Annotated in this window: 18 protein-coding genes; 12 read left to right on the top strand and 6 right to left on the bottom strand. The window is 48.8% G+C overall.

What is annotated here, in order from left to right:
* Window positions 1-49: 49 nt before the first annotated feature.
* The 3 genes from speD to MHB43_RS07785 all read right to left on the bottom strand — a co-directional run bounded on the left by speD (window position 50) and on the right by MHB43_RS07785 (window position 2822).
* The gene (gene speD / locus MHB43_RS07775; protein ID WP_036610662.1) at window positions 50-865 is read right to left on the bottom strand and encodes an adenosylmethionine decarboxylase; all 816 of its coding nucleotides are present in this window, start codon (window positions 863-865) and stop codon (window positions 50-52) included.
* A 157-nt stretch (window positions 866-1022) separates the two neighbouring features.
* Window positions 1023-1601, bottom strand: coding sequence for a DUF1273 domain-containing protein (locus tag MHB43_RS07780; RefSeq protein ID WP_221819353.1), 579 nt, complete (start codon window positions 1599-1601; stop codon window positions 1023-1025).
* 72 nt (window positions 1602-1673) lie between these two features.
* A complete protein-coding gene (locus MHB43_RS07785; RefSeq protein WP_405131655.1) occupies window positions 1674-2822 on the bottom strand; it encodes an RluA family pseudouridine synthase in 1149 nt (382 codons plus the stop codon).
* Between the two features lie 190 nt (window positions 2823-3012).
* Here MHB43_RS07785 and MHB43_RS07790 point away from each other — a divergent pair, with 190 nt between their 5' ends.
* Complete coding sequence (locus tag MHB43_RS07790) at window positions 3013-3420, top strand: hypothetical protein (protein ID WP_091015180.1); 408 nt, start codon at window positions 3013-3015, stop codon at window positions 3418-3420.
* A 216-nt stretch (window positions 3421-3636) separates the two neighbouring features.
* Here MHB43_RS07790 and MHB43_RS07795 read toward each other — a convergent pair whose 3' ends face one another.
* Window positions 3637-4347, bottom strand: coding sequence for a GT-D fold domain-containing glycosyltransferase (locus MHB43_RS07795; protein WP_339183044.1), 711 nt, complete (start codon window positions 4345-4347; stop codon window positions 3637-3639).
* A gap of 311 nt (window positions 4348-4658) precedes the next feature.
* Between MHB43_RS07795 and MHB43_RS07800 the strand changes: the two genes are divergently transcribed.
* The 6 genes from MHB43_RS07800 to MHB43_RS07825 all read left to right on the top strand — a co-directional run bounded on the left by MHB43_RS07800 (window position 4659) and on the right by MHB43_RS07825 (window position 10349).
* The gene (locus MHB43_RS07800) at window positions 4659-5348 is read left to right on the top strand and encodes a glycosyltransferase (protein ID WP_339183046.1); all 690 of its coding nucleotides are present in this window, start codon (window positions 4659-4661) and stop codon (window positions 5346-5348) included.
* A gap of 18 nt (window positions 5349-5366) precedes the next feature.
* The gene (locus MHB43_RS07805; RefSeq protein ID WP_339183048.1) at window positions 5367-6356 is read left to right on the top strand and encodes a polysaccharide biosynthesis protein; all 990 of its coding nucleotides are present in this window, start codon (window positions 5367-5369) and stop codon (window positions 6354-6356) included.
* 75 nt (window positions 6357-6431) lie between these two features.
* On the top strand, window positions 6432-7835 hold the full coding sequence (locus MHB43_RS07810) for a nucleotide sugar dehydrogenase (RefSeq protein ID WP_405131656.1): 1404 nt from the start codon (window positions 6432-6434) through the stop codon (window positions 7833-7835).
* A complete protein-coding gene (locus MHB43_RS07815; RefSeq protein ID WP_405131657.1) occupies window positions 7822-8568 on the top strand; it encodes a class I SAM-dependent methyltransferase in 747 nt (248 codons plus the stop codon). Before MHB43_RS07810 ends, MHB43_RS07815 begins: the two co-directional genes overlap by 14 nt.
* Before the next feature lie 164 nt (window positions 8569-8732).
* A complete protein-coding gene (locus MHB43_RS07820) occupies window positions 8733-9863 on the top strand; it encodes a glycosyltransferase (RefSeq protein WP_405131658.1) in 1131 nt (376 codons plus the stop codon).
* Window positions 9864-10034: 171 nt separating this feature from the next.
* On the top strand, window positions 10035-10349 hold the full coding sequence (locus MHB43_RS07825; protein ID WP_405131659.1) for a hypothetical protein: 315 nt from the start codon (window positions 10035-10037) through the stop codon (window positions 10347-10349).
* A 368-nt stretch (window positions 10350-10717) separates the two neighbouring features.
* Here MHB43_RS07825 and MHB43_RS07830 read toward each other — a convergent pair whose 3' ends face one another.
* Together MHB43_RS07830 and MHB43_RS07835 are read right to left on the bottom strand one after the other, a co-directional pair.
* Window positions 10718-11242, bottom strand: a complete 525-nt coding sequence (locus tag MHB43_RS07830; RefSeq protein ID WP_405131660.1) for a DUF5412 family protein — start codon at window positions 11240-11242, stop codon at window positions 10718-10720.
* A gap of 23 nt (window positions 11243-11265) precedes the next feature.
* A complete protein-coding gene (locus tag MHB43_RS07835; RefSeq protein ID WP_221822509.1) occupies window positions 11266-12159 on the bottom strand; it encodes a helix-turn-helix domain-containing protein in 894 nt (297 codons plus the stop codon).
* A 114-nt stretch (window positions 12160-12273) separates the two neighbouring features.
* On the opposite strand from MHB43_RS07835, the gene MHB43_RS07840 reads away from it, so the two are divergent.
* The 5 genes from MHB43_RS07840 to MHB43_RS07860 all read left to right on the top strand — a co-directional run bounded on the left by MHB43_RS07840 (window position 12274) and on the right by MHB43_RS07860 (window position 21072).
* Complete coding sequence (locus MHB43_RS07840; protein WP_405131661.1) at window positions 12274-14094, top strand: ABC transporter ATP-binding protein; 1821 nt, start codon at window positions 12274-12276, stop codon at window positions 14092-14094.
* Between the two features lie 187 nt (window positions 14095-14281).
* The gene (locus MHB43_RS07845; protein WP_405132406.1) at window positions 14282-16033 is read left to right on the top strand and encodes an ABC transporter ATP-binding protein; all 1752 of its coding nucleotides are present in this window, start codon (window positions 14282-14284) and stop codon (window positions 16031-16033) included.
* Complete coding sequence (locus MHB43_RS07850; RefSeq protein ID WP_405132496.1) at window positions 16030-16164, top strand: hypothetical protein; 135 nt, start codon at window positions 16030-16032, stop codon at window positions 16162-16164. The genes MHB43_RS07845 and MHB43_RS07850 overlap by 4 nt, the downstream gene beginning before the upstream one ends.
* A gap of 341 nt (window positions 16165-16505) precedes the next feature.
* A complete protein-coding gene (gene recQ / locus MHB43_RS07855; RefSeq protein ID WP_036610632.1) occupies window positions 16506-18386 on the top strand; it encodes a DNA helicase RecQ in 1881 nt (626 codons plus the stop codon).
* A gap of 643 nt (window positions 18387-19029) precedes the next feature.
* On the top strand, window positions 19030-21072 hold the full coding sequence (locus MHB43_RS07860) for a B12-binding domain-containing radical SAM protein (RefSeq protein ID WP_405131662.1): 2043 nt from the start codon (window positions 19030-19032) through the stop codon (window positions 21070-21072).
* Window positions 21073-21551: the final 479 nt, after the last annotated feature.

The following is a 21551-nucleotide window of genomic DNA, read 5'->3' on the forward strand; positions in this document are numbered from 1 at the left end:
GATAGCTTGTCTTAAATCTTGCCTTATGAATACATCGTTGAACAACCTCTTAAGAGGGACGATTGATGTTTTTGCCGTAATAGATCTCATCCATCTCCAGCTTCAACCATTCGGTGATCTCCTGTTGTTCCTTCTTGCTCAGTTTATCCTTGGTATATCCGAACAGATAATTATCCAGATCAAATTCCCTCAGTTTACATTTGGTATGGAAAATGTTCTCTTGATAGACGTTGACGTCAATCATGTCGAAGCTGCTCTTGATCTCATCCGGAATATAATTCTGAATCGAGCCGATCTCATGGTCAATGAACAGCTTGCGTCCGCTCGTATCCCGCGTAAAACCACGCACCCGGTAATCCATCGTCATAATGTCCGTATCAAATGAGTGGATCAGATAATTCAGCGCCTTAAGCGGTGAGATCTCACCACAGGTGGAGACATCAATGTCCGCACGGAAGGTACTGATGCCTTCACTGGGATGAAATTCAGGGTAGGTGTGCACAGTGATATGGCTTTTATCCAGCTGCATGACAACGTTATCTGGCAGAGGGCCGGGAGATTCATCGAGTGATTCTTCAGGGATCTCCACAATCGGACCTTCCGAGACAAGCATCGTAACACTCGCACCTTGAGGCACGTAATCCTGCTGGGCAACATTAAGAACGTGGGCTCCGATGATGTCAGAGACATTGTTCAGAATTTTACTCAGCCGGGCGGCGTTATACTGTTCATCAATATATTCAATGTAAGCTTCGCGTTCGTCTTTGGTTTTGGTATAACAAATATCGTACATATTAAAACTGAGCGACTTGGTCAGGTTGTTAAATCCATGCAGTTGAATGCGCTGCTCTGGCGTAATTGTCATGGTTGCAGTTCCCCTTATCCCATACGACATATCATCGCAGTTATAATACTACTTATACCCAACCTGCCTCGAAAAAAAACATATGTACGTCATTCAAAATACGATTCTCCTCTGATGAAAGCTATGCATGAATGGACTTCAGATGATCTACATTTTTTCAGAATGAAGAATCGTCAAAGTCTATAACATCGTTCATGCGCTCATCCTCAGCTACAGATTGAATATCCTCTGAAGTGACACTGATGATTGTATAGTCCTCGTTCTGCTGTTTCTTCACGGCTTTTTCCTTCACAAAACGGGGACTGCCTTCCCCGGCATCTTCATCATAGACGAGGAGAAGACCGTCGCTTTTACGGAGCAACAGATCATCCCGTGCAGTGAACTGCCACGGCCCGATATAAGGTTGATTGCTAATCGCACCGTAATAGTCCACACCCGAGAGGATGGAACGGTAATACTCCTGCTTGTCTTCTTTCCATTGCTCCTCAGGGTTCTGAAAGGCAGTGATGATCGACAGCTTCAGATGTGGATACGTCTTCTTTAGATCAATCACTACTTCGCAGGCCCACAGGTCCACACCGTATTGTCCCGGCGTCAGCACCCATTCCAGACCATCCTCGACAAGGGGAGTGAGACGGGAGGCAATGGCCTTCTTGATAAATGGAATACCTTCATGTTTCTGTCCAAAAATCTGCAATTCATGTGCCCGGTAACCGGTGATTAACAGGTTTTTCAGTGTCCGTTCCTCCTTTCAGGCATGATCAATCGATTAGTGAATTTTCTATATATGCACACATTAGAGGTGCAGTTATTTCGCAGGTGGAATTTCTGCACGGAACGGATACAGGAATGGCTTCGGAATATCCGTTTCAAATGACATTAACTCATCCGTTGTGGGATGGATAAACGAGAGTATACGTGCATGAAGTCCGAGACGGCCGAGGTCTCTTGTACGTGCGCCGTATTTTCTGTCACCGGCAATCGGATGTCCGAGATCTTCCATATGCACACGAATCTGATTTTTACGGCCTGTCTCCAGACGCACTTCCAGCAGGGAGAACTCACGGTTCGATTTCAGACGTTTGTAATGTGTAATGGCGTGTTGTCCATCATTCGGACGAGAACTGGAGTACATTTTCAGCGTTTTGGTTTCCTTCAACCAAGAAGAGATGGTGCCTTCTTCTTTGGCTACTGAACCTTCAACAAGGGCAACGTAGACGCGGTCCTGCACATTTTCTTTCCAGTTGTTTTGCAGCTTCTGCTGCACCTCTTCACTTTTGGCAAACATCATCACACCCGATGTATCCCGATCCAGACGATGGACAACAAAGATCCGGTTGAGCGGATTGGTGCGGCGTACATGCTCTGTCAGTTGGCGATAAGCCGTGAGGTCATCTGTCTTGTCTGCGGCAATGGACAACAGTCCGGCTTCCTTGCGGATCACAATGATATCATCGTCTTCATGCAAAATGTTAATACCCGTTAAGGACGGAGCAGCGACTGCACCTTCTTTTCGAATGTAGACAATCTGACCTGGCGTCAGCGCTTCATTAAACTTGGTTACGACCTTCTGATCCACGGATACCTGTCCACGACCCAGAATGGACTTCACTGCGTTCCGTCCTGATTTCAAATGCTGCAACAGGAAGTTCAACAGTTCATCGGGTTTGGTCACTTTGTACTGGCGTGGTGGTTCCTGCTTGCGATAGTAGGAATTACCTGGTCGTTTGGATGCGCTGGCATTTTTGAGTTTGTTGCCTCCAGCTTTCTTGGGTGCACCCGATGATTTCGCGGTTATTGGCTTCTTATTCTCCTCCGTATTACGAGATGCGGAAGCACCTGATGTTTTGGCAGATGAGAAGTTGGACTTGCCGGAACGTGCTGAAGATGAACCTGTATAAGATTTCCCCTTGGCCGAGGCCGATGTCTTGCCTGTTGGACGTTTGCGTTTATTCATGAATAGTAATCTCCTTCTGAACAGCCTGTACCGCTTGTGTGCATACGATCCGTTCATTTTCGTTATGCAGTTCAATATACCATTAACAGTCGACAAATAAAAATAGGTTCATACAATCTGCTATACATCCAATCATAAGAGTAGTGAGATTCATAGGATAGGGTATCCCATAGCATTGGAGGTGTTACTCATGGGCGTGTTTCTCGATATGAGAACTTCGATGAACTCGGCAACCGTAGGACAGCCCGGTTTGTCACTGTCAGAATCCCCGACAGCTTTCGGCACCATTGGTCTGCAGACGCAGGGTGTGGTGAATCCCATTATTACGTTGAACGGGACAGTAGGTGTTACGGGAGAACTGGGAGATACCTTTGTTGTGGAGCTTGTGCGGGGTTTTTTATATGATCCTTTCTATATCATCTACCGTGCTGAAGGTACGATTGGACAGAACGGAGGTGCCGAATTTCATTCGTTCACAGCTCAGGATCTAGCTGCACCACCAGCATTGGAAAGTGTGTATACTTCGTTCATCTCGGGGGTGTCCACAGCAGTAAGAACCGGGCCGGAGATGTTATATGGTATTGCAGCCACCGGTTAGTAGTGAAAGGCGAAATATAACAGGCAGAGTGCTTCGTCATCACTTCCGTTGACGGCAGAGTTCGCTTCATACCCCAGAAACGCAAGACAATGCAGCGATAGGTTTCGACTAGCGCTCAGCAAGAAACCCCCGGCTTAAGAAGTCGGGGGTTTTTGCCGTACAGCATCTGCACGTTTCAATACAAATCACGAATCTAAAGTTTGGAACTGTCCATGATCAGTTGGCACGGCCTTTCAGAATGATGTTGTTGGCTTTGCCAAAATCGATAGCAACTTTGCCTGCGAGTGCGGCTGTTCGCTCCGCAAGGATAACCGCGTTGACGCCACAGGAGAAGAGAGCGACATCGAAGGTCTGTTGATTATTCTGAATCCAGTGCAGCGTTTCATCCATTTGATCATAGCTGTCGAAGGGCAGGGCAGTCACAATGTTTAGATTATAGGGCTCACGTTCGAGCATCACACGCAGTTCCTCAATCTCACGGGTAACGAGTAACACACGCTTGCCTGCAAGCATCTGCCAGAAACGCGGGTTCTGCGCCAGTTCCCGATTGACACAGGCGTGACAAGTCAGTGGAGGAGAGATGCCAAAGTGTGCAAATACCATGTCGGTCAGGGGTCTTTTGAGATAATCGGGAGCATTGATGGTGCTGTCACCACGAGGAAGAATGCCCACGATATCGGCACGTTGCAAGGAAGCGGCGACTTCATCCCGTAGTTTCGGGTTGGGAAGACGAAGTCCCTTTTGCCCTAGGTTGGCTTTCTTGGCCCAACGCTCCTGAAGGACCTGTTCCGTAGGCCATACGGTTTCTTGAGACATGACGATATTCTCGCCATCACCGACTCTTACAAGAGACAGCGGTCGGTGTTCCAGAAGTGCCGCTTCGAGCTGATCAAGCACACCTTCCATTTCAAGATAGATCGAATTCATTGATGGGTTGCCTCCTTTGAAAATTGAACTGTTCTATTCTATGTTGCGAATACCGTAACGATATGTACGTTTGACCCAAAGGGCGTCATCTTCAGTTGTATATCAATCTATTTATATGAAAGTTAGTACATCTGTCGGTACCGCTTCTATCAACGTTTCATACGATATAGAGTGCTGGATTCACAAGCGAGATGTGGCTTGTAAGCAATCAGATAGATAGAAGATGGTCTTCGTAGGAAGACAGCATCAAAACTATGAAAACAGTCTGTATCCGGTAAACGGAATTTGCAGCGTTCATGAGGAGGAATGTTATGTCCAGGAAAGTTGTGATTGAGATTAACTTCAACAATTACGGGATGGACCCGCAGCGATTGACGCGGGAATGGCTGGAACGTCGGATGAGCATCTTCCGCACGTTCACATTGCATTGCCTGAAGGCACAGACGAATCAGGATTTCCTCACAGTGGTGAAGTTGTCCAAGGAATCCGGGGAATTAATGCAGGAGATTCTGGCGGGTCAGGAGCCGCTTCCCTCCAATATTCGTTTTGGAACCAATATCGAGAGTGTGCGTGCCATTTTGGCGTTTGCCAAAGGTACGGAGCAGCTCTATATTGCCCGTCTGGATTCGGATGATTTATACCATAAAACTTTTGTTCAACAACTCTACGATATTCAACCGCAGCAGCAGACGATGGCATTGATTAACCAGAACGGATATCTGTGGGACAGTGTGAATAACGAGATGGCACCAGCGTTTCACCGTTCTCCGCAATTCTATGTCTACTTATATAAGACAGCCGAATACGCAGCAGGATACCGGGTCAAGCTTCCGGGCAGAGGTACACATGGCAATGTCATTGAACTGCCGCACGAGCTGCTTGCTCCGCGCAATTATGTCAACATCGTGCATTCGAGCAATACTTCAACCAAAAAGGTACCGCCCAAAGACCGGTTAAGCCGGGATGAGATGGCACAGGTACTACGCGAATTCATGATCTGATCAGGGAGGGATTCATCCATGATTCAAGGACAAACGATTCTGATCACTGGAGGAACGGGCTCCTGGGGTCAAAAGCTGACTGAGGTACTGCTGGAGCAGGACCCGGCTGAGATTCGCCTTCTGTCACGTAATGAATACGCCCAGATTGCGATGCAGCGAGAGTTCAACCATGATCCGCGTCTGCGATTCATCATTGGGGATATCCGCGATTATCGGGCAGTGGAAGATGCATGCAGAGGTGTGAATGTGCTCTTCCATCTGGCTGCGCTGAAGCACGTTCCGGTCTGCGAGGACCAACCTGATGAAGCGTTCAAGACCAATGTAATCGGGACGCAGAATATTATTCGGGCTGCGATACGCATGCAGGTTGCCAAAGTCATCGATGTGTCCACCGATAAGGCGGTAGATCCGATTAACGTATATGGCATGACCAAGGCTTTGGGTGAAAAAATGATGATCCGTGCCAACTGGCTAAGTGAAGGTACCCGGTTTGTCTGCATCCGCGGGGGCAATGTGCTTGGAACCAGCGGCAGTGTTGTGCCTTTGTTCCGGCGTCAGATCGATGAAGGCAAAAGCCCGACCATTACGGACAAAGGCATGACCCGTTTTTTCCTGACGCGTACCGAAGCTATACATTTACTGCTTAAGGCGGCTGAGGCGGCCGTGGGCGGAGAGACTTTTGTGATGAAAATGAAAGCTTGCAAGATGACGGAACTTGCATCCGTCATGTTGGAACAGGCAGGTCGTCCATCCTTCGATTATAAGGTGACGGGAATACGTCCAGGCGAGAAATTGCATGAAGTGTTGATCTCGCCCTTTGAAGCGCCGCGTACGTACCAATACGATGCGCAGTATTATGTCATCCTGCCGGAGCACAAGGACAAGAGCCTGACGGATCAGTACAGCAGTCTGCCACGTGTGAACTTCTCCGAGTATCGCTCGGACAGTGCCATGATGAACAAACCAGCGATTGCCCGGTTTTTGCGTGCAGGTGGCTATATCGATTAGGGCGTGTCTGAAAACTCGCTCGGAGTTTTCAGACACGCCCACCGAGGGGAGGCGGAGCGTTTGGAGGTGGTAGGAATGGAAGAAAATCATCAGCACAACCAGCACGAAGGTAATGAAGAGTTACAGCAACGTAACCTCATACAACATATTAATGACCGCTCCCTAAAAGCTGTTGTCATTGGTCTAGGCTATGTTGGTTTACCCATGGCTGTAGAGATAGCACAGGCCGGTTATCAAGTCCACGGGATTGACATCGATACTTCCAAGGTAGCCAAGCTGAACGCCGGGAATTCGTATGTCATAGGTATAGAAGATGATGTTGTGCAGTCGCTTATGCAGGCTGGATTATTCACGGCAAGCACCGATTATGCAGCGGTGAGACAGGCGAATGTCATCGTGATCTGTGTGCCCACTCCGCTGACTGCCGATCATCAACCGGATATCTCGTATATCTCGGCCGCGGTGGATGGCATGACTCCGTATTTGCAGGAAGGCAGCCTGGTTATATTGGAAAGCACGACCTATCCGGGCACAACGGAAGAACGCGTGAAACAACCGATTGAAGTGGCAAACGGCTGGCGAGCTGGAGAACAGTTCTACGTCTGTTATTCTCCGGAGCGGGTAGATCCGGGCAGTGTTCATTATGGTGTGAAAAATACCCCGAAGATTATTGGCGGCTCCACACCAGCTTGTCTGAATTATGGTAAACAGTTCTACGGCTTATTCCTCAACGAAGTTGTTCCGGTTAGTTCAACAACGGTAGCGGAGACGGCAAAATTATTCGAAAATACATTTCGCAGTGTCAATATTGCACTCGTGAATGAGTTGACCCCGGCCTGTGAACAGATGGGTGTAAACATCTGGGAAGTACTGAATGCGGCGGCAACCAAGCCGTTTGGTTATATGCCCTTCTATCCCGGTCCCGGTATCGGCGGACATTGTATCCCAATCGATCCGATCTATCTGTCCTGGGCAGCAAACCGTCAGGGATCGGAGCTGCAATTCATCCAGCTGGCGGATGCAACCAATCGGCAAATGCCGGAGAGAGTAGTGAAGCGTGCCTCGGAGCTGCTGAAGCAGAATGGTGTATCTGTGCGGGGAGCACGTGTTGTACTGGCGGGTATGGCTTATAAAAAAGATATTGACGACTTGCGCGAATCGCCAGCATTGGACGTTTTTCGGCTGCTGAGCGTAGCGGGCGCAGATGTGGTTTTCACCGATCCAATGGTGCCTGTCTTCCGGAAGGATGACGGTACGATGCTCCAGTCTCGGCCTGCTGTACCGGAATTGTGGGCAGGAGCTGATCTGGTGATCATCACCACGGATCATTCGGCATTCGATTATCAGGAGATGGCGGATCATGCAAAGCTGATTTTTGATACACGCAATGCAACGGCCGGATGCCACGGGGGAAATATTATGGTTCTGGGCCAGCCGGTTCACCGAGTGAAAACAGGAGAAACCTATGGCGAATCATGATCGAGTGAGTGAACGCTATTACGGCGAGATCAATTCGGAAGATTCTCATGAAGCGACAAGAACACGTATCCACTGGATGTGTCGTGAGGCGACAGGCAAACGCATCCTGGATGTCGGGTGCAGTCAGGGCATTACGTCTATTTTGCTGGCACGTGAAGGATTTCGTGTGACAGGGATTGATCTGGAGGAAGATAGTATTCGATATGCGCAAGCTGAGCTTGCCAAAGAGTCTAGGCCAGTTCGGAACAATGTGGATTTTCGAATGCTGGATATTACGCAATGGAAAGTACGGACGACCTTTGATACTGTGCTGCTTGGAGAAGTGCTGGAACATTTTGCTCATCCGGAGACGTTGTTGGTCCAGATTCATCGGCTGCTGCAAGAGGAGGGGACACTGGTTGTGACCGTGCCGTATGGATATCACCCGTTCTATGACCACAAGCAGACCTTCTATGCGGGAAGCCTGGCGATGACCCTGATGCCGTATTTTGAAGTCTTGAAACTCGAAGTTCATCATAAATATCTATGTTGTGTGGCCCGCAAACGGCGGAGAACTCAGCTGCATATGTCGCCGACTTTGGATCAATTGATGGAGTGGATGGCGCTGGATCATGTTCATTTTGCCGAGGTGGAACATAATCATCTCCGGGTAATGAAGCAGCACAAGAAGGCACTGGACAGTGCGGTGGAGCAGGTGAAACGGCTTCGCCGTCAGGAGAATGGAGAAGTGTAACATCGGATACGAGTGTAACAGGATAGGATATAAGAAGTCATGTGCCTGAGAGATTAAAATTACTGCAGGTACACCGGAACTATGGACTTGAGTTAATTAGAAAATAGGGGAACTTGCATGATCGACATATTGCAATACGCGTACGACAGGAAGGGGCTCAAAACGTGATCACCATCAGTCTGTGCATGATTGTGAAGAACGAGGAACGCACGCTGGCGCGCTGTCTGGACTCGGTTGCTGGCATCGCGGACGAGATCGTCATTGTGGATACCGGTTCATCGGACCGCACGATGGACATCGCTGCGCAGTATACCGACCATGTCTACACGTATGAATGGAAAGAAGACTTTGCCGCAGCGCGGAACGAGTCATTCGCCAAGGCCACGCAGGAGTATATCCTGTGGCTGGATGCGGATGATGTGCTGCTGCCCGCGGAACGGGCGAAGCTGGAGGTATTGAAGCAGCAGCTTCCGTCCGGGGGGGAGACGGAAGCTGTGATCTTGAACTACACGCTGGCCGAGGGAGCGGAGGGAAGTCCACTTGTGACGGACCGACGCCTTCGCCTGGTCAAGCGGGATGCCGGGTGCCGCTGGCATGGCCGGCTGCACGAGCAGCTTAACTTCCCGCGGGGCGAGGTCATTACGGCAGACATTGCCGTCACGCATCGCCGCGAAGCGGGACATCATTCGGCGCGAAACGTGCGCATCCTGCGCAAATGGATCGCCGAAGAGGGCGTAGCCCAAGGTCGCCTGCTGTTTTATTATGCAGGCGAATGTTATGATCGCCAGCGTTATGCGGCGGCTGCACGCGGGTACGCGAAGCTGCTGGAGCAGCCAAGCGGTTACCGCGAGGATCGCCTGATTGCCTGCACGCGGTTAGCGGAATGTTATGAACGACTGGGTGAGCCGGGCCGTAAGCTCGGAGCATTGTTGCAATCGTTCCAGTATGATCTGCCACATGCCGATTTCTGCTGCGCTATTGCGGCCTGTTTCCATGAACGGCAGGAACCCGTCTCGGCGATCTACTGGTATATGCAGGCGGTGGACGTGAGCAGCCGCGATCCGGGTCTGCGTCCAGTGCCTATGGCTTGCCGTACATGGCTGCCACATGCGCGTTTATCCCTTTGTTATGCTCATCTGGGCAACTGGGAGCAGGCATTGATGCATAACACCAAAGCCCGTGAGTACTTGCCCAACGATCCCGGATTGCTTGCCAATCGGCAGAAGCTCGAAGTGGTGGTACGTAAAGAGATGAAGGAGCGGGAAGAACGTGGCGAAGTGTCACCGCGTAAATAGGGAGATGAACTGGGACAGATGAGGACAGAAGAGTTCGAAGTGGGAGTAGAGATAGAGAAAATAGATTGAAATAGAAGTGAAATAACAAAGAAACTTATCCGTTGCTGGTAGGATGCGATAGGATGGATCAGTGAAAATAAGGGTTGATTGGAAATAGAGTGTAAGCCACAATTGCGAGCAGAAGCAGAAGCAGAAGCAGAAGCAGAAGCAGAAGCAGAAGCAGAAGCAGAAGCAGAAGCAGAAGCAGAAGCAGAAGCAGAAGCAGAAGCAGAAGCAGAAGCAGAAGCAGAAGCAGAAGCAGAAGCAGAAGCAGAAGCAGAAGCAGAAGCAGAAGCAGAAGCAGAAGCAGAAGCAGAAGCAGAAGCAGAAGCAGAAGCAGAAGCAGAAGCAGAAGCAGAAGCAGAAGCAGAAGCAGAAGCAGAAGCAGAAGCAGAAGCAGAAGCAGAAGCAGAAGCAGAAGCAGAAGCAGAAGCAGAAGCAGATTAAGAGGTAGAATAGATATAATAGATAAATTTATAATGCTGCCATATGTTTAAAGTCCGATAGCTACGAAGTTGGTAGTGACTGAGCTTATGCAGACCACAATGAAGCATAAGTTGATAAACGATAACTTGCAGAACAAGAGTAGCCCCGCTCAACCGAAAGAGTCGGTGAGAGGGGCTTTTAACGCTTCTCGTGCCGCGTGTATCTCGTGCCGCGTGTATCTCCTGCCATGGTGTAATGAAAGTAGCATTGGGTGAAATTTTCACAAGGCATACAGAGCGTTGGGAATTCTGACATGTGGTGCAGTTAGGATTACGCATCTAGATGAGCCGTCGAGTGTTCAGGGCCGTCATATTAGCTGCTAAGTTGTTTTACTTTTCGGGTGCCAAGCATCGCACAGACTGATCTTTCATCCGTAAGCTCTTACACGCCCAACCCCATCCATCATATATTTCGTCATCGATATTGAGGGTCATGGTTTCATCCGTATATTCATTCCAGTTTTCAATCCGGAGTGTGTTTTCACTTTCCCATTCAAGATGGTTATTTCCGTGGTGCTTGGCACGATAGATCGTTTTTACCGTGGCGTCCTCAGGGGCATTTGTCTTCTTTACATCGACCCAGATTGTAACGCCGCCTGCCGCACCACCGTAAGGTACACCGTAAATTTCGGCAGTATAGTCACCATTACGTGAAGGCATGGAATAGCTTAATTCTCCTTTCTCAGAACGGTCAAACGTGGAGAAGTAAGGACGGAGCCAGAAATACAGGAATACAGTGGCAAACAGTACAAGAATCAACAATGTAAATGTAGTGAGAATAGGGTGTCTACGTATCCAAGGTTTGCGAGAATCTGTATGGGATGAACTTGAATTAGCTTGAGTATTTGAGTCCATAAGGTTGATCCTCCAATTGCAGCTTACAGTGATATTTGCTTTGCAGGAATATAAATGTCCAACTCTCCGTAGTGGTCTTGAGCCAGACTGCCGTCAATTCTTTCAAAATAGTATGGATCACTCTTCTCGTACCCCGAATGGCTCTGCCAATATTCATCAATAAATGTCCAGACACTGTCCAAATGATCAATATGGATCAGACTTGGATGGAAATCACAGACGAATTTGAATACGGCATACTGGTTGGCCGGGACCTCAATTCCGTCCAGTTCTTCAGGAATATGATCCAGACTGGTGACCTCTACAGACGGCTGATATGTACTGTAATCCTCGTTAATTTCATTGGTAAATCCGATATATACGTTGGGTTGCAACACGTTAGGAATCGAATGAAAGTGTTTTTCAAAAAAGTCGTTGCCTGCTGAATTGGCTTCATAGTGCTCTTCGTTATCTGCATACCGAATGTGGGACCGTTGCCCAATGAGTTTCATAGCCGGTTTTCGTACATACGTTGGTTTGAAAATATATCCATATGGAAGCGTTGTGATCATGGACGAAGTCATGCGGGCTGTGAATTCAAGGTTTCCAGCTCCCTGTTTGCGATACTGCAGGGGTGTAATGCCGAAGGCTTGTTTGAAAGCACGTATGTAGGATTGTTCATGTTCAAAAGCGTAATGTCCGCTGATATCGATAATCTTCCAGTTCAGATTCACCAATTGCTCGAGACTGCGTGCCAATTTGCGTGAACGAATGTATTCTCCAGGCAATTGTCCGCTGACATGTTTGAACATGCGATGCAGGTGGAATTTGGATATATGAGTCACAGATGCCAGATGATCCAGCGTTAATTTGTCTTGAATATGGTCTTCTATGTAGTCGAATAGCTTATCCAATGTGTCTAGCAAATCGTGTTGCATATCAATCTCCCTACTTCTAATAGTACTTACAGCAATAAATGTTCATTTTTTCCTTATCACCGATGATATCATAACCAAGTACATAATTTAATGACAAGATTGGAGAAAGCATCCATGTTTGCTGACAAAAGAACTTATACAACGTTAGGCATGTTAACTCGATTATGGACACTAACGGGCAAGTACCGTATGTTCATCATTCTGTTACTTTTCGCCGCATGTCTGGTCTCCCTGATTGAGGTCGGTTATTTGGAATCGATCCGAAGACTGGTCAAAGGCGCGACTGAAGCACAGTTTTCGTTACTCTACTCTGGGTTGATCATAGGCGTTAGCATTGTAGTATTACGATTGATTGTAACCGCATTCATGACGAGGGTCGAGACGTTATTCCAGCAAAAGACATTATTGTCTGTGCAGTCTCTACTGCTCTCATCCTTTAGCAACACAGAGACACGTGACCTGGCACATTATCATACAGGTGACCTAACCTCTAGGGTCTGGACTTCAGCCAAGGAAGCACAGAAGGGGATCAACCAACATGGCATTGAACTCGCGAAAAATATCATTCAGCTGATTCTTGCCTTTGCTTACTTCAGCTGGGTGAACTTGCCGCTGTCGTTGGCTATCATTGCATTCACATTGATCTATCCTCTTGTAACGGTAGGACTTGGTAAACGTCTACAAAGACAGCATGATCAGTTGAATGCCAGCGCAGCGTCAAGAGATGAGATACTGACTGAAATCATCCAAGCCCCAGTTGAGATCCGAAGTTACGGACTGGCGGGTTATGTACACCATCATTTTAAAGATCGAATGGATCAGGTGTTCAGACATACGATGTCCGTATCTGTGTTACAACGACTTTCGGAAGTAGCCGGACGGGTCTCAACGTATGGTGGCATGATTCTGATTCTCTATCTAGGCGGCATGCAGGTCCTGAATGGACATATGGATGTAGGCGGACTGGCAGCTTTTCTGGTAGCAAGCAGTCAGTTAACACGTCCGATTGAATCGTTATCTGGGCTGTGGAATGATTTTATTGGTTCGGCTTCTCATGCATCCAGAATCTTTGAGGTGCTGGATTTGGAGAGAAAGAACACGGTTGCTAATACCGGTACAAATACATATGTACGATCCGAACCGGGTTCAGGTGAAATTGAAAAACAATCTAAACTGGCTGGCATTAACGTGCAGCATGTGTCTTATAGGTATGCGGAGCAAGAAGAAGTGTTAACAGATATTTCTTTTGAGGCCAAGAAAGGAAGGCTTACTGTAATCACAGGGCCAAGTGGATGCGGGAAAACCACGTTATTGAAATTAATAGCCGGATTAGATACACCTGTTACTGGTTCGATCCAGGTCATGAATCAGAAGAATTCACTGAAGGATATGCACGAAGTTCAGACAGGGAATGTCAATCAGGTATATGTTCCGCAACAAGCCTTTATCTTCACAGGTACAGTGGAAGAGAATATTGTTTTTGGACAAGAGGGGATATCTGCCGATCAAGTAAAGGTTGCGGCCCATATGACGCATGCACATGACGCGATTATGCGTCAATCGCTCGGCTATGGGACAGAGCTTCAGCCGCAAGGCGGGACGATGTCGGGTGGTGAGCTTCAGCGTATTAGTCTAGCCAGAGCGCTGCTGAGGAACCCGGATATTCTATTGTTGGATGAACCGACCTCATCCCAAGACCCGTGGCATGAGCAGCGATTGAATGATCTCTTTGCCCGAATCACTGCTGACAAAGGCACAACGGTTATTGCAGTTACTCATCGATTATCGCTGATAGAACGGGCAGATCAGGTCATCTATATTCAGAAGGGACGCGTCGAAGATACGGGGACTCATCGTGAATTGCTGGATCGTGCAAACGGATATCGAGGTTATATTGCGGAGCAGGATACGGAAGTGGAGGAACAGCATGAGTAACAAGATCGAAGGTGCAGCATATGCCGATGACGTTGAAATGAAAACCGGTCATGAGAAAAGCGGAGCATATGAGATAAATGAAAATAATGAAAATGAAGCTCATCATCAGATAAACGAAAGTGATGTTCCAGATGACCCAAAGCAAGCTGTATCACTGGCAACGGTGTGGCCCGTTATTTTTCGCTGGATGAAGCCTTATGGATTAGCTGTAGCGATCTTGCTTATTTTTATCGCAGCAGATGCGGTCTTTGATTGGGGACTTGCCTTTGTACAGGGATTCTTCGTGGATGCTATTCATGATGGGGGACAGGAGCAGTTAAACGCTACGGCGATGATCTTTATCGCCATTCTGGCAGGGTTTATCGTATTGCTCGCGATGCATCGTTATGTGCTGGTATGGCTTAAGGAATCGATGCAACGGGATATGTCCATGGATCTGTTGAAACTGTTAAATCGGATGCCCTATTCCTGGGTGCGCAGACAGAAGTCCGGGGATGTGATGCTTCGCATCAAGGAAGACACCAAGCATGGTGCAGAAGTTGTGGAGGCTATTGCAGAGGGTGTTACGGTTGTATTCATCATTGCTCTATCGCTGGGATACTTGTACAGAGCAGATGCATGGGTTGCGGTTATTGCCTTGGTAAGTGCAGGGGCAATCTGGTTCACGGCGAGGTTGTATGATCAGCGAATTGTACATCTGTCCGATGAGGTCGAATCCAGGGAAGGCGAGTCCCAAGAACAGATCCAACAGTATGTTGAAGGGATACCGGTGATTCAGATGTATAATGCTTCACCGTGGTTTCTCGCTCGTTTTCGGACACAACAGCAATCACTGAATCGTGTTCAGGCTAAGTTGCAGATGACCCTGAGCATGTCGGATAACGTGGCGATGGCGGTGTTTGGTCTGGCTCAATTGGCAGCGTTGTTCCTTATTGCTTTGTCAGCGGCTAGGGGAACTTTGTCTCCGGGCATGGTTGTTGCAAGTAGTCTGCTGTTTGAACTGGTAGTGTGGCCAGTACTCGGCTTGTCCAGCCAGTGGAGTCAGATGCAAGCCAGCGTGGGTGCATTTGGACGTATCTCTGCATGGTTGAAATTGGCGGAGAACAAGAAGACAGACGCATCCAATACCAAGCACGAGGAACTTGCACAGGGAATTTGTAACCAAGATCAAGGGAGTACACAAAAAGGGGCACATAAAGAGAAAGAAATTGCTATGCTACGTCTTCAACAGGTTACATTAACCGATGAAGACAGTGGTCGGAACATTCTGGATCAGATTACGTTTAATCTGGTTCCTGGTGAACTGGTTGCGGTAGTTGGCGCTAGTGGTGCTGGCAAATCTACACTGTGCCAAGTGTGTGCAGGGCTGATCCCGCCAACAAACGGAAGCATATTGCTGGGTGATAAACATGTTGCAGAGTATATAGAAATGGATAACCAATCCAGACTGACGTCTATGCCGCAGACACCAACTTTTTTCACAGGAACGATTGAAGATAATATTCGTCTGAGTTCAGACGTTACATTGGACAGAGTGAAGTTTGCGGCAGAGCAGGCAGGTTTGCATGAATATATTGAGGCACAGGAAGGACAATACGCAGCAATGTTGCATGAGAAAGGGGCCAATCTATCTGGAGGCCAACAACAGCGACTGTCGCTTGCCAGACTCTTTATGAGGTCATCTGACCTGTATATTCTGGACGAACCAACGTCATCACTGGATATTCAGACAGAACAGAAGGTGATGAATCACTTGTTGAGCTTTATGAAAGGCAGAATAGGATTGCTTGTCACACATCGCATGGAGGTTGCTCGTCAGTGCTCTCGCATCCTTGTGATGGAACATGGTCGAATTGCCGAGGATGGAACGCATGAACAACTGATGCAGAGGAAAGGATTGTATTATCGTATGAATGCAAGAGTTGGTGATACAACATGAATGAATCTGGGGTTAAGAAAGTAATGGATTCGCTGGAGTTCTTGAGTCAGGATCGGGAAGCACGTCGTTTGTATGAAGAGCGCCAGAAATATTTACATGACGAAGCTTCTATGATTGAGTGGGCTAACTGAGTCTGAGATACAGTCATTGAAAGGCTAGGAGCGTATACAGTACAAACTAGTTGTTAATTAAGCTCTTATTGTATGTTGAAATGAATGCAATCGTTTTGTCCAACTAGGGCAGGACGGTTGTTTTTATTTTAATGAAGGGGCTTCAAACGTTTTACAGTAAAACGCGGTTGCTCATTCGGGGCTGGGCCGTTAAACTAAAGGGAGCGGCGTTTGCTTGACGGACAAGTCATGAGAACGCCATTTTGTTGTCAAGGATGCGGCATATGTGCCGCTTTCGGATGTCAGAATCGGATCGGACCAAGCTGGTGGAAAAACACCGGTGATAAGTAAGGAGTCTTTACATGAGTGTGCAAACACCTACATTAGAAGAAGCGCAGGGTCTCCTGCAAAAATATTATGGCTACCCCGACTTCCGTGAGGGACAGAAAAAGATCGTAGCCAGCCTGCTCGAACGTGAAGATACGTTGGGTATTATGCCAACCGGGGGCGGTAAGTCGATCTGTTATCAGATCCCCGCTCTGTTATATTCGGGACTGACGCTTGTTGTCTCCCCGTTGATCTCATTGATGAAGGACCAGGTCGATGCGTTGACGACCGCCGGAATTGCTGCCGCGTACATTAATAGTACACTTAGCGGCAAAGAAGTGAATGATCGCATCCGCGCGGCGCAGCGCGGTGAGCTGAAGTTGCTCTATGTCGCGCCTGAGCGACTGGAGCTGGATTGGTTCCGCGAGGAGATGGGCTATTTGCCGATCTCTTGCGTTGCCGTGGATGAGGCCCACTGTGTGTCACAGTGGGGACATGATTTTCGGACAAGCTACCTGGCGGTAGCGCCGTTTGTGGATAGTTTGCCGGAGCGGCCGGTGGTTGCGGCCTTTACGGCTACAGCGACGCCCGAGGTCATGGGTGATATTCTGCGGTTGCTGCGTTTGCAGGACCCGCAGACATATGTGACCGGACTTGGGCGGGATAATCTGGCGTTTAGCGTGCTGCGTGGCGAGAGCAAGAAGGATTTTGTCCTGAATTATGCGCGCGAGCATGCCAGCGAGCCGGGCATTGTGTACGCCGCGACTCGTAAGGACGTGGACGATCTGCATCAGCGTTTGTTGCAAGCGGGATTGCCCGCAGGACGCTACCATGCCGGGATGACGGACGATGAACGGTCCCAGAGCCAGGAAGCTTTTTTGTACGATGATATCCGAGTGATGGTGGCGACCAATGCGTTCGGGATGGGGATTGATAAATCGAACGTGCGTTACGTTATTCATAACAGCATGCCGAAAAATATGGAGGCATACGTGCAGGAAGCCGGACGTGCAGGCCGGGATGGAGAGCCAAGCCAGTGTATTCTGTTATTCGGGGCACAGGACATTATCACCCAGAAGTTCCTGATTGAGCAGAATCCGATGGACGGCGACCGTAAACAGAACGATTACCGGAAGCTGCAACAGATGGTGGATTACTGTTACACGACGCGTTGTCTGCGCAGTGCGCAGCTGGATTATTTCGGTGAGGTGCATGACGATACACCTTGCGGTACTTGCAGTTCCTGTACGGACGACCGCGAGCTGGTAGACATGACGATTGATGCACAGAAAATATTCAGCTGCATTCACCGCATGCGTGAACGGTATGGTGTATCGCTGGTCGCTTCGGTGCTCAAAGGCTCCCGTGCCAAAAAAGTGCTCGATTATGGCTTCAACTCTCTGCCAACCTACGGCGTGATGGGTAATCGGACAGAACGTGAGATTTCGGAGATCATCAACGTGATGGTATCGGAAGGATATCTGATGCTGTCTGAGGGACAGTATCCAGTTGTACGTCTGCAACCACTAGCGGTGGAAGTGCTCAAAGGCCAGCGTGAAGTGATGCAGCGTGTTGTCCGCAAGACAGCAGCAACGGCTTCGGGTACGAACTATGGTGGACGTCGCGGACGCGATGCGATGCCATCTGCGGTTAATGAGACGGTATTTGAACAGCTTCGTCTGATTCGGCGCGACTTGGCGGCGAAAGAGCATGTACCATCGTACATTATCTTCAATGATGCGACCCTGCGTGAGATGAGTGTGGTATGCCCACAGACAGAACGTGACATGCTGGATATCAAAGGGGTCGGTGAGGTCAAGTATCGCAAGTACGGACTGCCGTTCCTGGAGTTTTTCCAGAAGCAATCGGGCGAAGAAGTGGATACGGATGATGATGCGTTTTATGAGTATGAGTAGGTATGAGTAGGTATGAGTGAGTTATGATCAATTATGAGCGAGTTTGGCTGGTTGGGATGAAGTGAGGATTGTTGTTACGTTCGCGCTTTCAGGTCTTTGAAGTTCATGACGCGTAAAGCTTAATTGATTAAAAGTTGATATATATGCTTCGTGCAAGTCGATGATTTATCCATGATACGGGAAAAGTGTTTGGCACAGGTTCGACGCTAGAGTCTCAAGCTTCAAAGCTCAAGACAGTAATATGTGGATATCGAATTTTGGATGGAATGTGAATGAGGTATTTTACAGATTGAAGTGAGTTTGAAGTTGGTTGTCGTGTCTCTGTAGAGTGGACAAATGGTGGCGAATTGTCTTTCAAAGGGTGGACATTGGCGTTAGGAATGGCTGACCGCATCTTATACAATATGTAGGTTCGATGTGCGTTTTTTATACTGTATGTTGTGGTTTGGGTTTAGCGAGGTGTATATGTCTTTTTGAAAAGAGTGTCCACTCTTTGAAAGACAAAAGTTGGATATGTCCATGAGACATGGAATGGCGAGTTCAAAAGAGGTTTAGATGAACAGCATCCGGGGCAGGATGGCTGTGCAGCTTTCTTTTTACCAAAAAAAATATGGTCTGGGTGTCCAGGCAAAGGTTGTGAACCATGAAGGTTATTCTTTCTACATTAAATGCAAAGTACATCCATACCTCCTTGGCCTTGCGGTGTCTGAAGGCGTACAGTGAGAAGGATTTTGATATTGACCTGGCGGAGTATACGATTAAAGACCCGGTGATGAACATTGTATCTGATCTGTACCAGCGTGGGGCGGACGTGATTGGGTTCTCGTGTTACATCTGGAACATTGAAGAGACGATCAAGGTCATTGATAATCTGAAAAAGGTTATGCCTGACGTGAAAATTCTGCTAGGCGGGCCGGAAGTGTCCTATGACACGGAATATTGGATGAACCGGATTCCCAATGTTGATTTCATCGTGATGGGTGAAGGGGAAGAGACGCTGCATCAGCTTTTGATGGAGCTGGAAGGAAGCAAGAAGTTCCACTTTGTCTATGGACTGGCGTATCGCAAAGGGGAAGAGGTCATTCTCATGCCAGGACGGCCAAAGGCGGATCTGAACGATCTGCCGTCACCGCATCGTTTTGATGAGGATATCCCGGAGCTGGGGAAACGGGTTGTTTATTTTGAGACCAGTCGGGGCTGTCCGTTCAGTTGTCAGTTCTGTCTGTCCAGTATTGAGGTGGGTGTGCGGTATTACGATATTGAGCGTACGAAGTCGGACATTCTGTACCTGATCGAGAAGGGTGCGAAGCTGATTAAGTTTGTGGACCGGACGTTTAACATCAAGCGGGATTATGCGCTCGAAATGTTCAAATTCCTGATCGAGAATCATCAGGGGACAGTATTTCAGTTTGAAATTACGGCGGATATTATGCGTCCCGAGGTACTCGACTATCTGGCAGAGAATGCGCCACCAGGCACATTCCGGTTCGAGATCGGGGTACAGTCTACGAACGATCCGACAAATGAACTGGTGAAACGTCGCCAGAACTTTACCAAGCTGAGCCGGACCGTGAATAAGGTAAAAGCCAGTGGCAAAATCGACCAGCATCTGGATCTCATCGCTGGACTGCCGGAGGAAGATTACAATACGTTCCGCAAGACGTTTAACGATGTGTTTGCATTGGGACCAGAAGAACTTCAGCTCGGATTCCTCAAAATGCTGCGTGGTACGGGTCTGCGTCTGGATGCGGAAAAGTACAACTATACGTATATGGATCACGCGCCGTATGAGATTTTGGGCAGCGACGTGCTGCCGTTCAGCGACATCGTGCGCCTGAAGCGGCTGGAGGATGTGTTGGAGAAATACTGGAACGCACACCGGATGGACCATACGCTGAAGTACCTGATGGAGCAGGAGTTCAACTCACCATTTGATTTCTTCCAAGCATTCGGGGATTACTGGGAGGGTCAGGGGTGGCAGAAGATCGGTCACCAATTGGAGGATCTGTTCACTCGTCTGCACAGCTTCCTGGAGTCGCGGAACACGCCGCATATGGATATCGTGCTCGGCCTGATGAAGCTCGACTATTTCCTCGGCCACAAATACAAACCGCGCAAAATCTGGTGGGAAGATCCGCTCCAGAAAGACCAGTGGGCGGGTTATATGAAAACATTGGCTGAACGTCCGGAAGACGTTCGTCTGCCACGTGTTGCCGGCGCCGCAGGCACGGCATGGCTCGAAAGCAGCGGCACGGGTCCGAGTGCCGCTGGGGCAAGTTCGGCTGCTGCCGAGGAAGACTCTGCCGCAGATGCGGCGGGTGTAATCGGCAGCGAAGCCGGGGTTGCAGCGTCGCTCACTTCGGGCGACGCAACAGGGTCCGCCGCGGATGGAGCGGCGGACATGGTGGACGGCAACGCTTCGCGTGCGTTGCCGATGACCTCGGCCATGACCGCACAGACGGTCATGGGTGCCCGTGCTTTCGCCGACCTTGGTCTCGGCGAAAAGGAACTGCAGAAGCACACCGTATTGGATGTGCTTCCGTTCCGGCTTGAGCGTGTGCTAGCTGGCGCCAGCCCGCTTGCCGCGAAAGGCCGGACGCTGCTGGTCGTTGTGTACCAGCAGCATGAAGGGCAGCAGGCGCAGTATTACACGCTGCCGCTGGGAGAAGAAGCCGCTGCCATGTAGATGCAGCGACCTAGGGGTTAGCTGCATGGCCGATTGGCGGCATGCAGCGGGAGAAGCGCCACGGCTTAACGGTCGTGGCGCTTTTTGTACGCCTCACGGCTATGCGCTCGTGATGCGTACAACGGCGAGCACCGCGGTTATGGACGCCGTGCCATCCCGTGAGGTGCTGCCCCATTGGGCGCAGCACCTCACCCTTACGCGGCTTGCCACTGCATAAGCCGCGCTTTGCTCCACCTTTTAAAAAATCATATATGTTTCGAAAGCATCGGAAGGTCGTCTGATTCTTTATGGGATGAAGAAGGGCCTTCCATTTTTGTTTTTCAAGGTCACGCCAGATACCAATGGAACTTAAAAAAAGAATGACCCTACAGAGTACAGAAATAATCTTCTTCAAGCAGTATATGTCTTGTTATAGACATGTCCTTTACATAGGGTACAGTTTAAGCGAAGGCCTACTTTAAGTTGATTTACATATTACT

It is taken from the genome of Paenibacillus sp. FSL H8-0317 (genome assembly GCF_045040685.1).
GTDB lineage: Bacteria > Bacillota > Bacilli > Paenibacillales > Paenibacillaceae > Paenibacillus.

Bases quoted from the DNA above. Each gene is read 5' to 3' on its own strand.
- speD (WP_036610662.1), bottom strand. From the start codon at position 865: ATGACAATTACGCCAGAGCAGCGCATTCAACTGCATGGATTTAACAAC.
- MHB43_RS07785 (WP_405131655.1), bottom strand. From the start codon at position 2,822: ATGAATAAACGCAAACGTCCAACAGGCAAGACATCGGCCTCGGCCAAG.
- MHB43_RS07790 (WP_091015180.1), top strand. From the start codon at position 3,013: ATGGGCGTGTTTCTCGATATGAGAACTTCGATGAACTCGGCAACCGTA.
- MHB43_RS07795 (WP_339183044.1), bottom strand. From the start codon at position 4,347: ATGAATTCGATCTATCTTGAAATGGAAGGTGTGCTTGATCAGCTCGAA.
- MHB43_RS07800 (WP_339183046.1), top strand. From the start codon at position 4,659: ATGTCCAGGAAAGTTGTGATTGAGATTAACTTCAACAATTACGGGATG.
- MHB43_RS07805 (WP_339183048.1), top strand. From the start codon at position 5,367: ATGATTCAAGGACAAACGATTCTGATCACTGGAGGAACGGGCTCCTGG.
- MHB43_RS07810 (WP_405131656.1), top strand. From the start codon at position 6,432: ATGGAAGAAAATCATCAGCACAACCAGCACGAAGGTAATGAAGAGTTA.
- MHB43_RS07815 (WP_405131657.1), top strand. From the start codon at position 7,822: ATGGCGAATCATGATCGAGTGAGTGAACGCTATTACGGCGAGATCAAT.
- MHB43_RS07830 (WP_405131660.1), bottom strand. From the start codon at position 11,242: ATGGACTCAAATACTCAAGCTAATTCAAGTTCATCCCATACAGATTCT.
- MHB43_RS07835 (WP_221822509.1), bottom strand. From the start codon at position 12,159: ATGCAACACGATTTGCTAGACACATTGGATAAGCTATTCGACTACATA.
- MHB43_RS07840 (WP_405131661.1), top strand. From the start codon at position 12,274: ATGTTTGCTGACAAAAGAACTTATACAACGTTAGGCATGTTAACTCGA.
- MHB43_RS07845 (WP_405132406.1), top strand. From the start codon at position 14,282: ATGAAGCCTTATGGATTAGCTGTAGCGATCTTGCTTATTTTTATCGCA.
- MHB43_RS07850 (WP_405132496.1), top strand. From the start codon at position 16,030: ATGAATGAATCTGGGGTTAAGAAAGTAATGGATTCGCTGGAGTTCTTG.
- recQ (WP_036610632.1), top strand. From the start codon at position 16,506: ATGAGTGTGCAAACACCTACATTAGAAGAAGCGCAGGGTCTCCTGCAA.
- MHB43_RS07860 (WP_405131662.1), top strand. From the start codon at position 19,030: ATGAAGGTTATTCTTTCTACATTAAATGCAAAGTACATCCATACCTCC.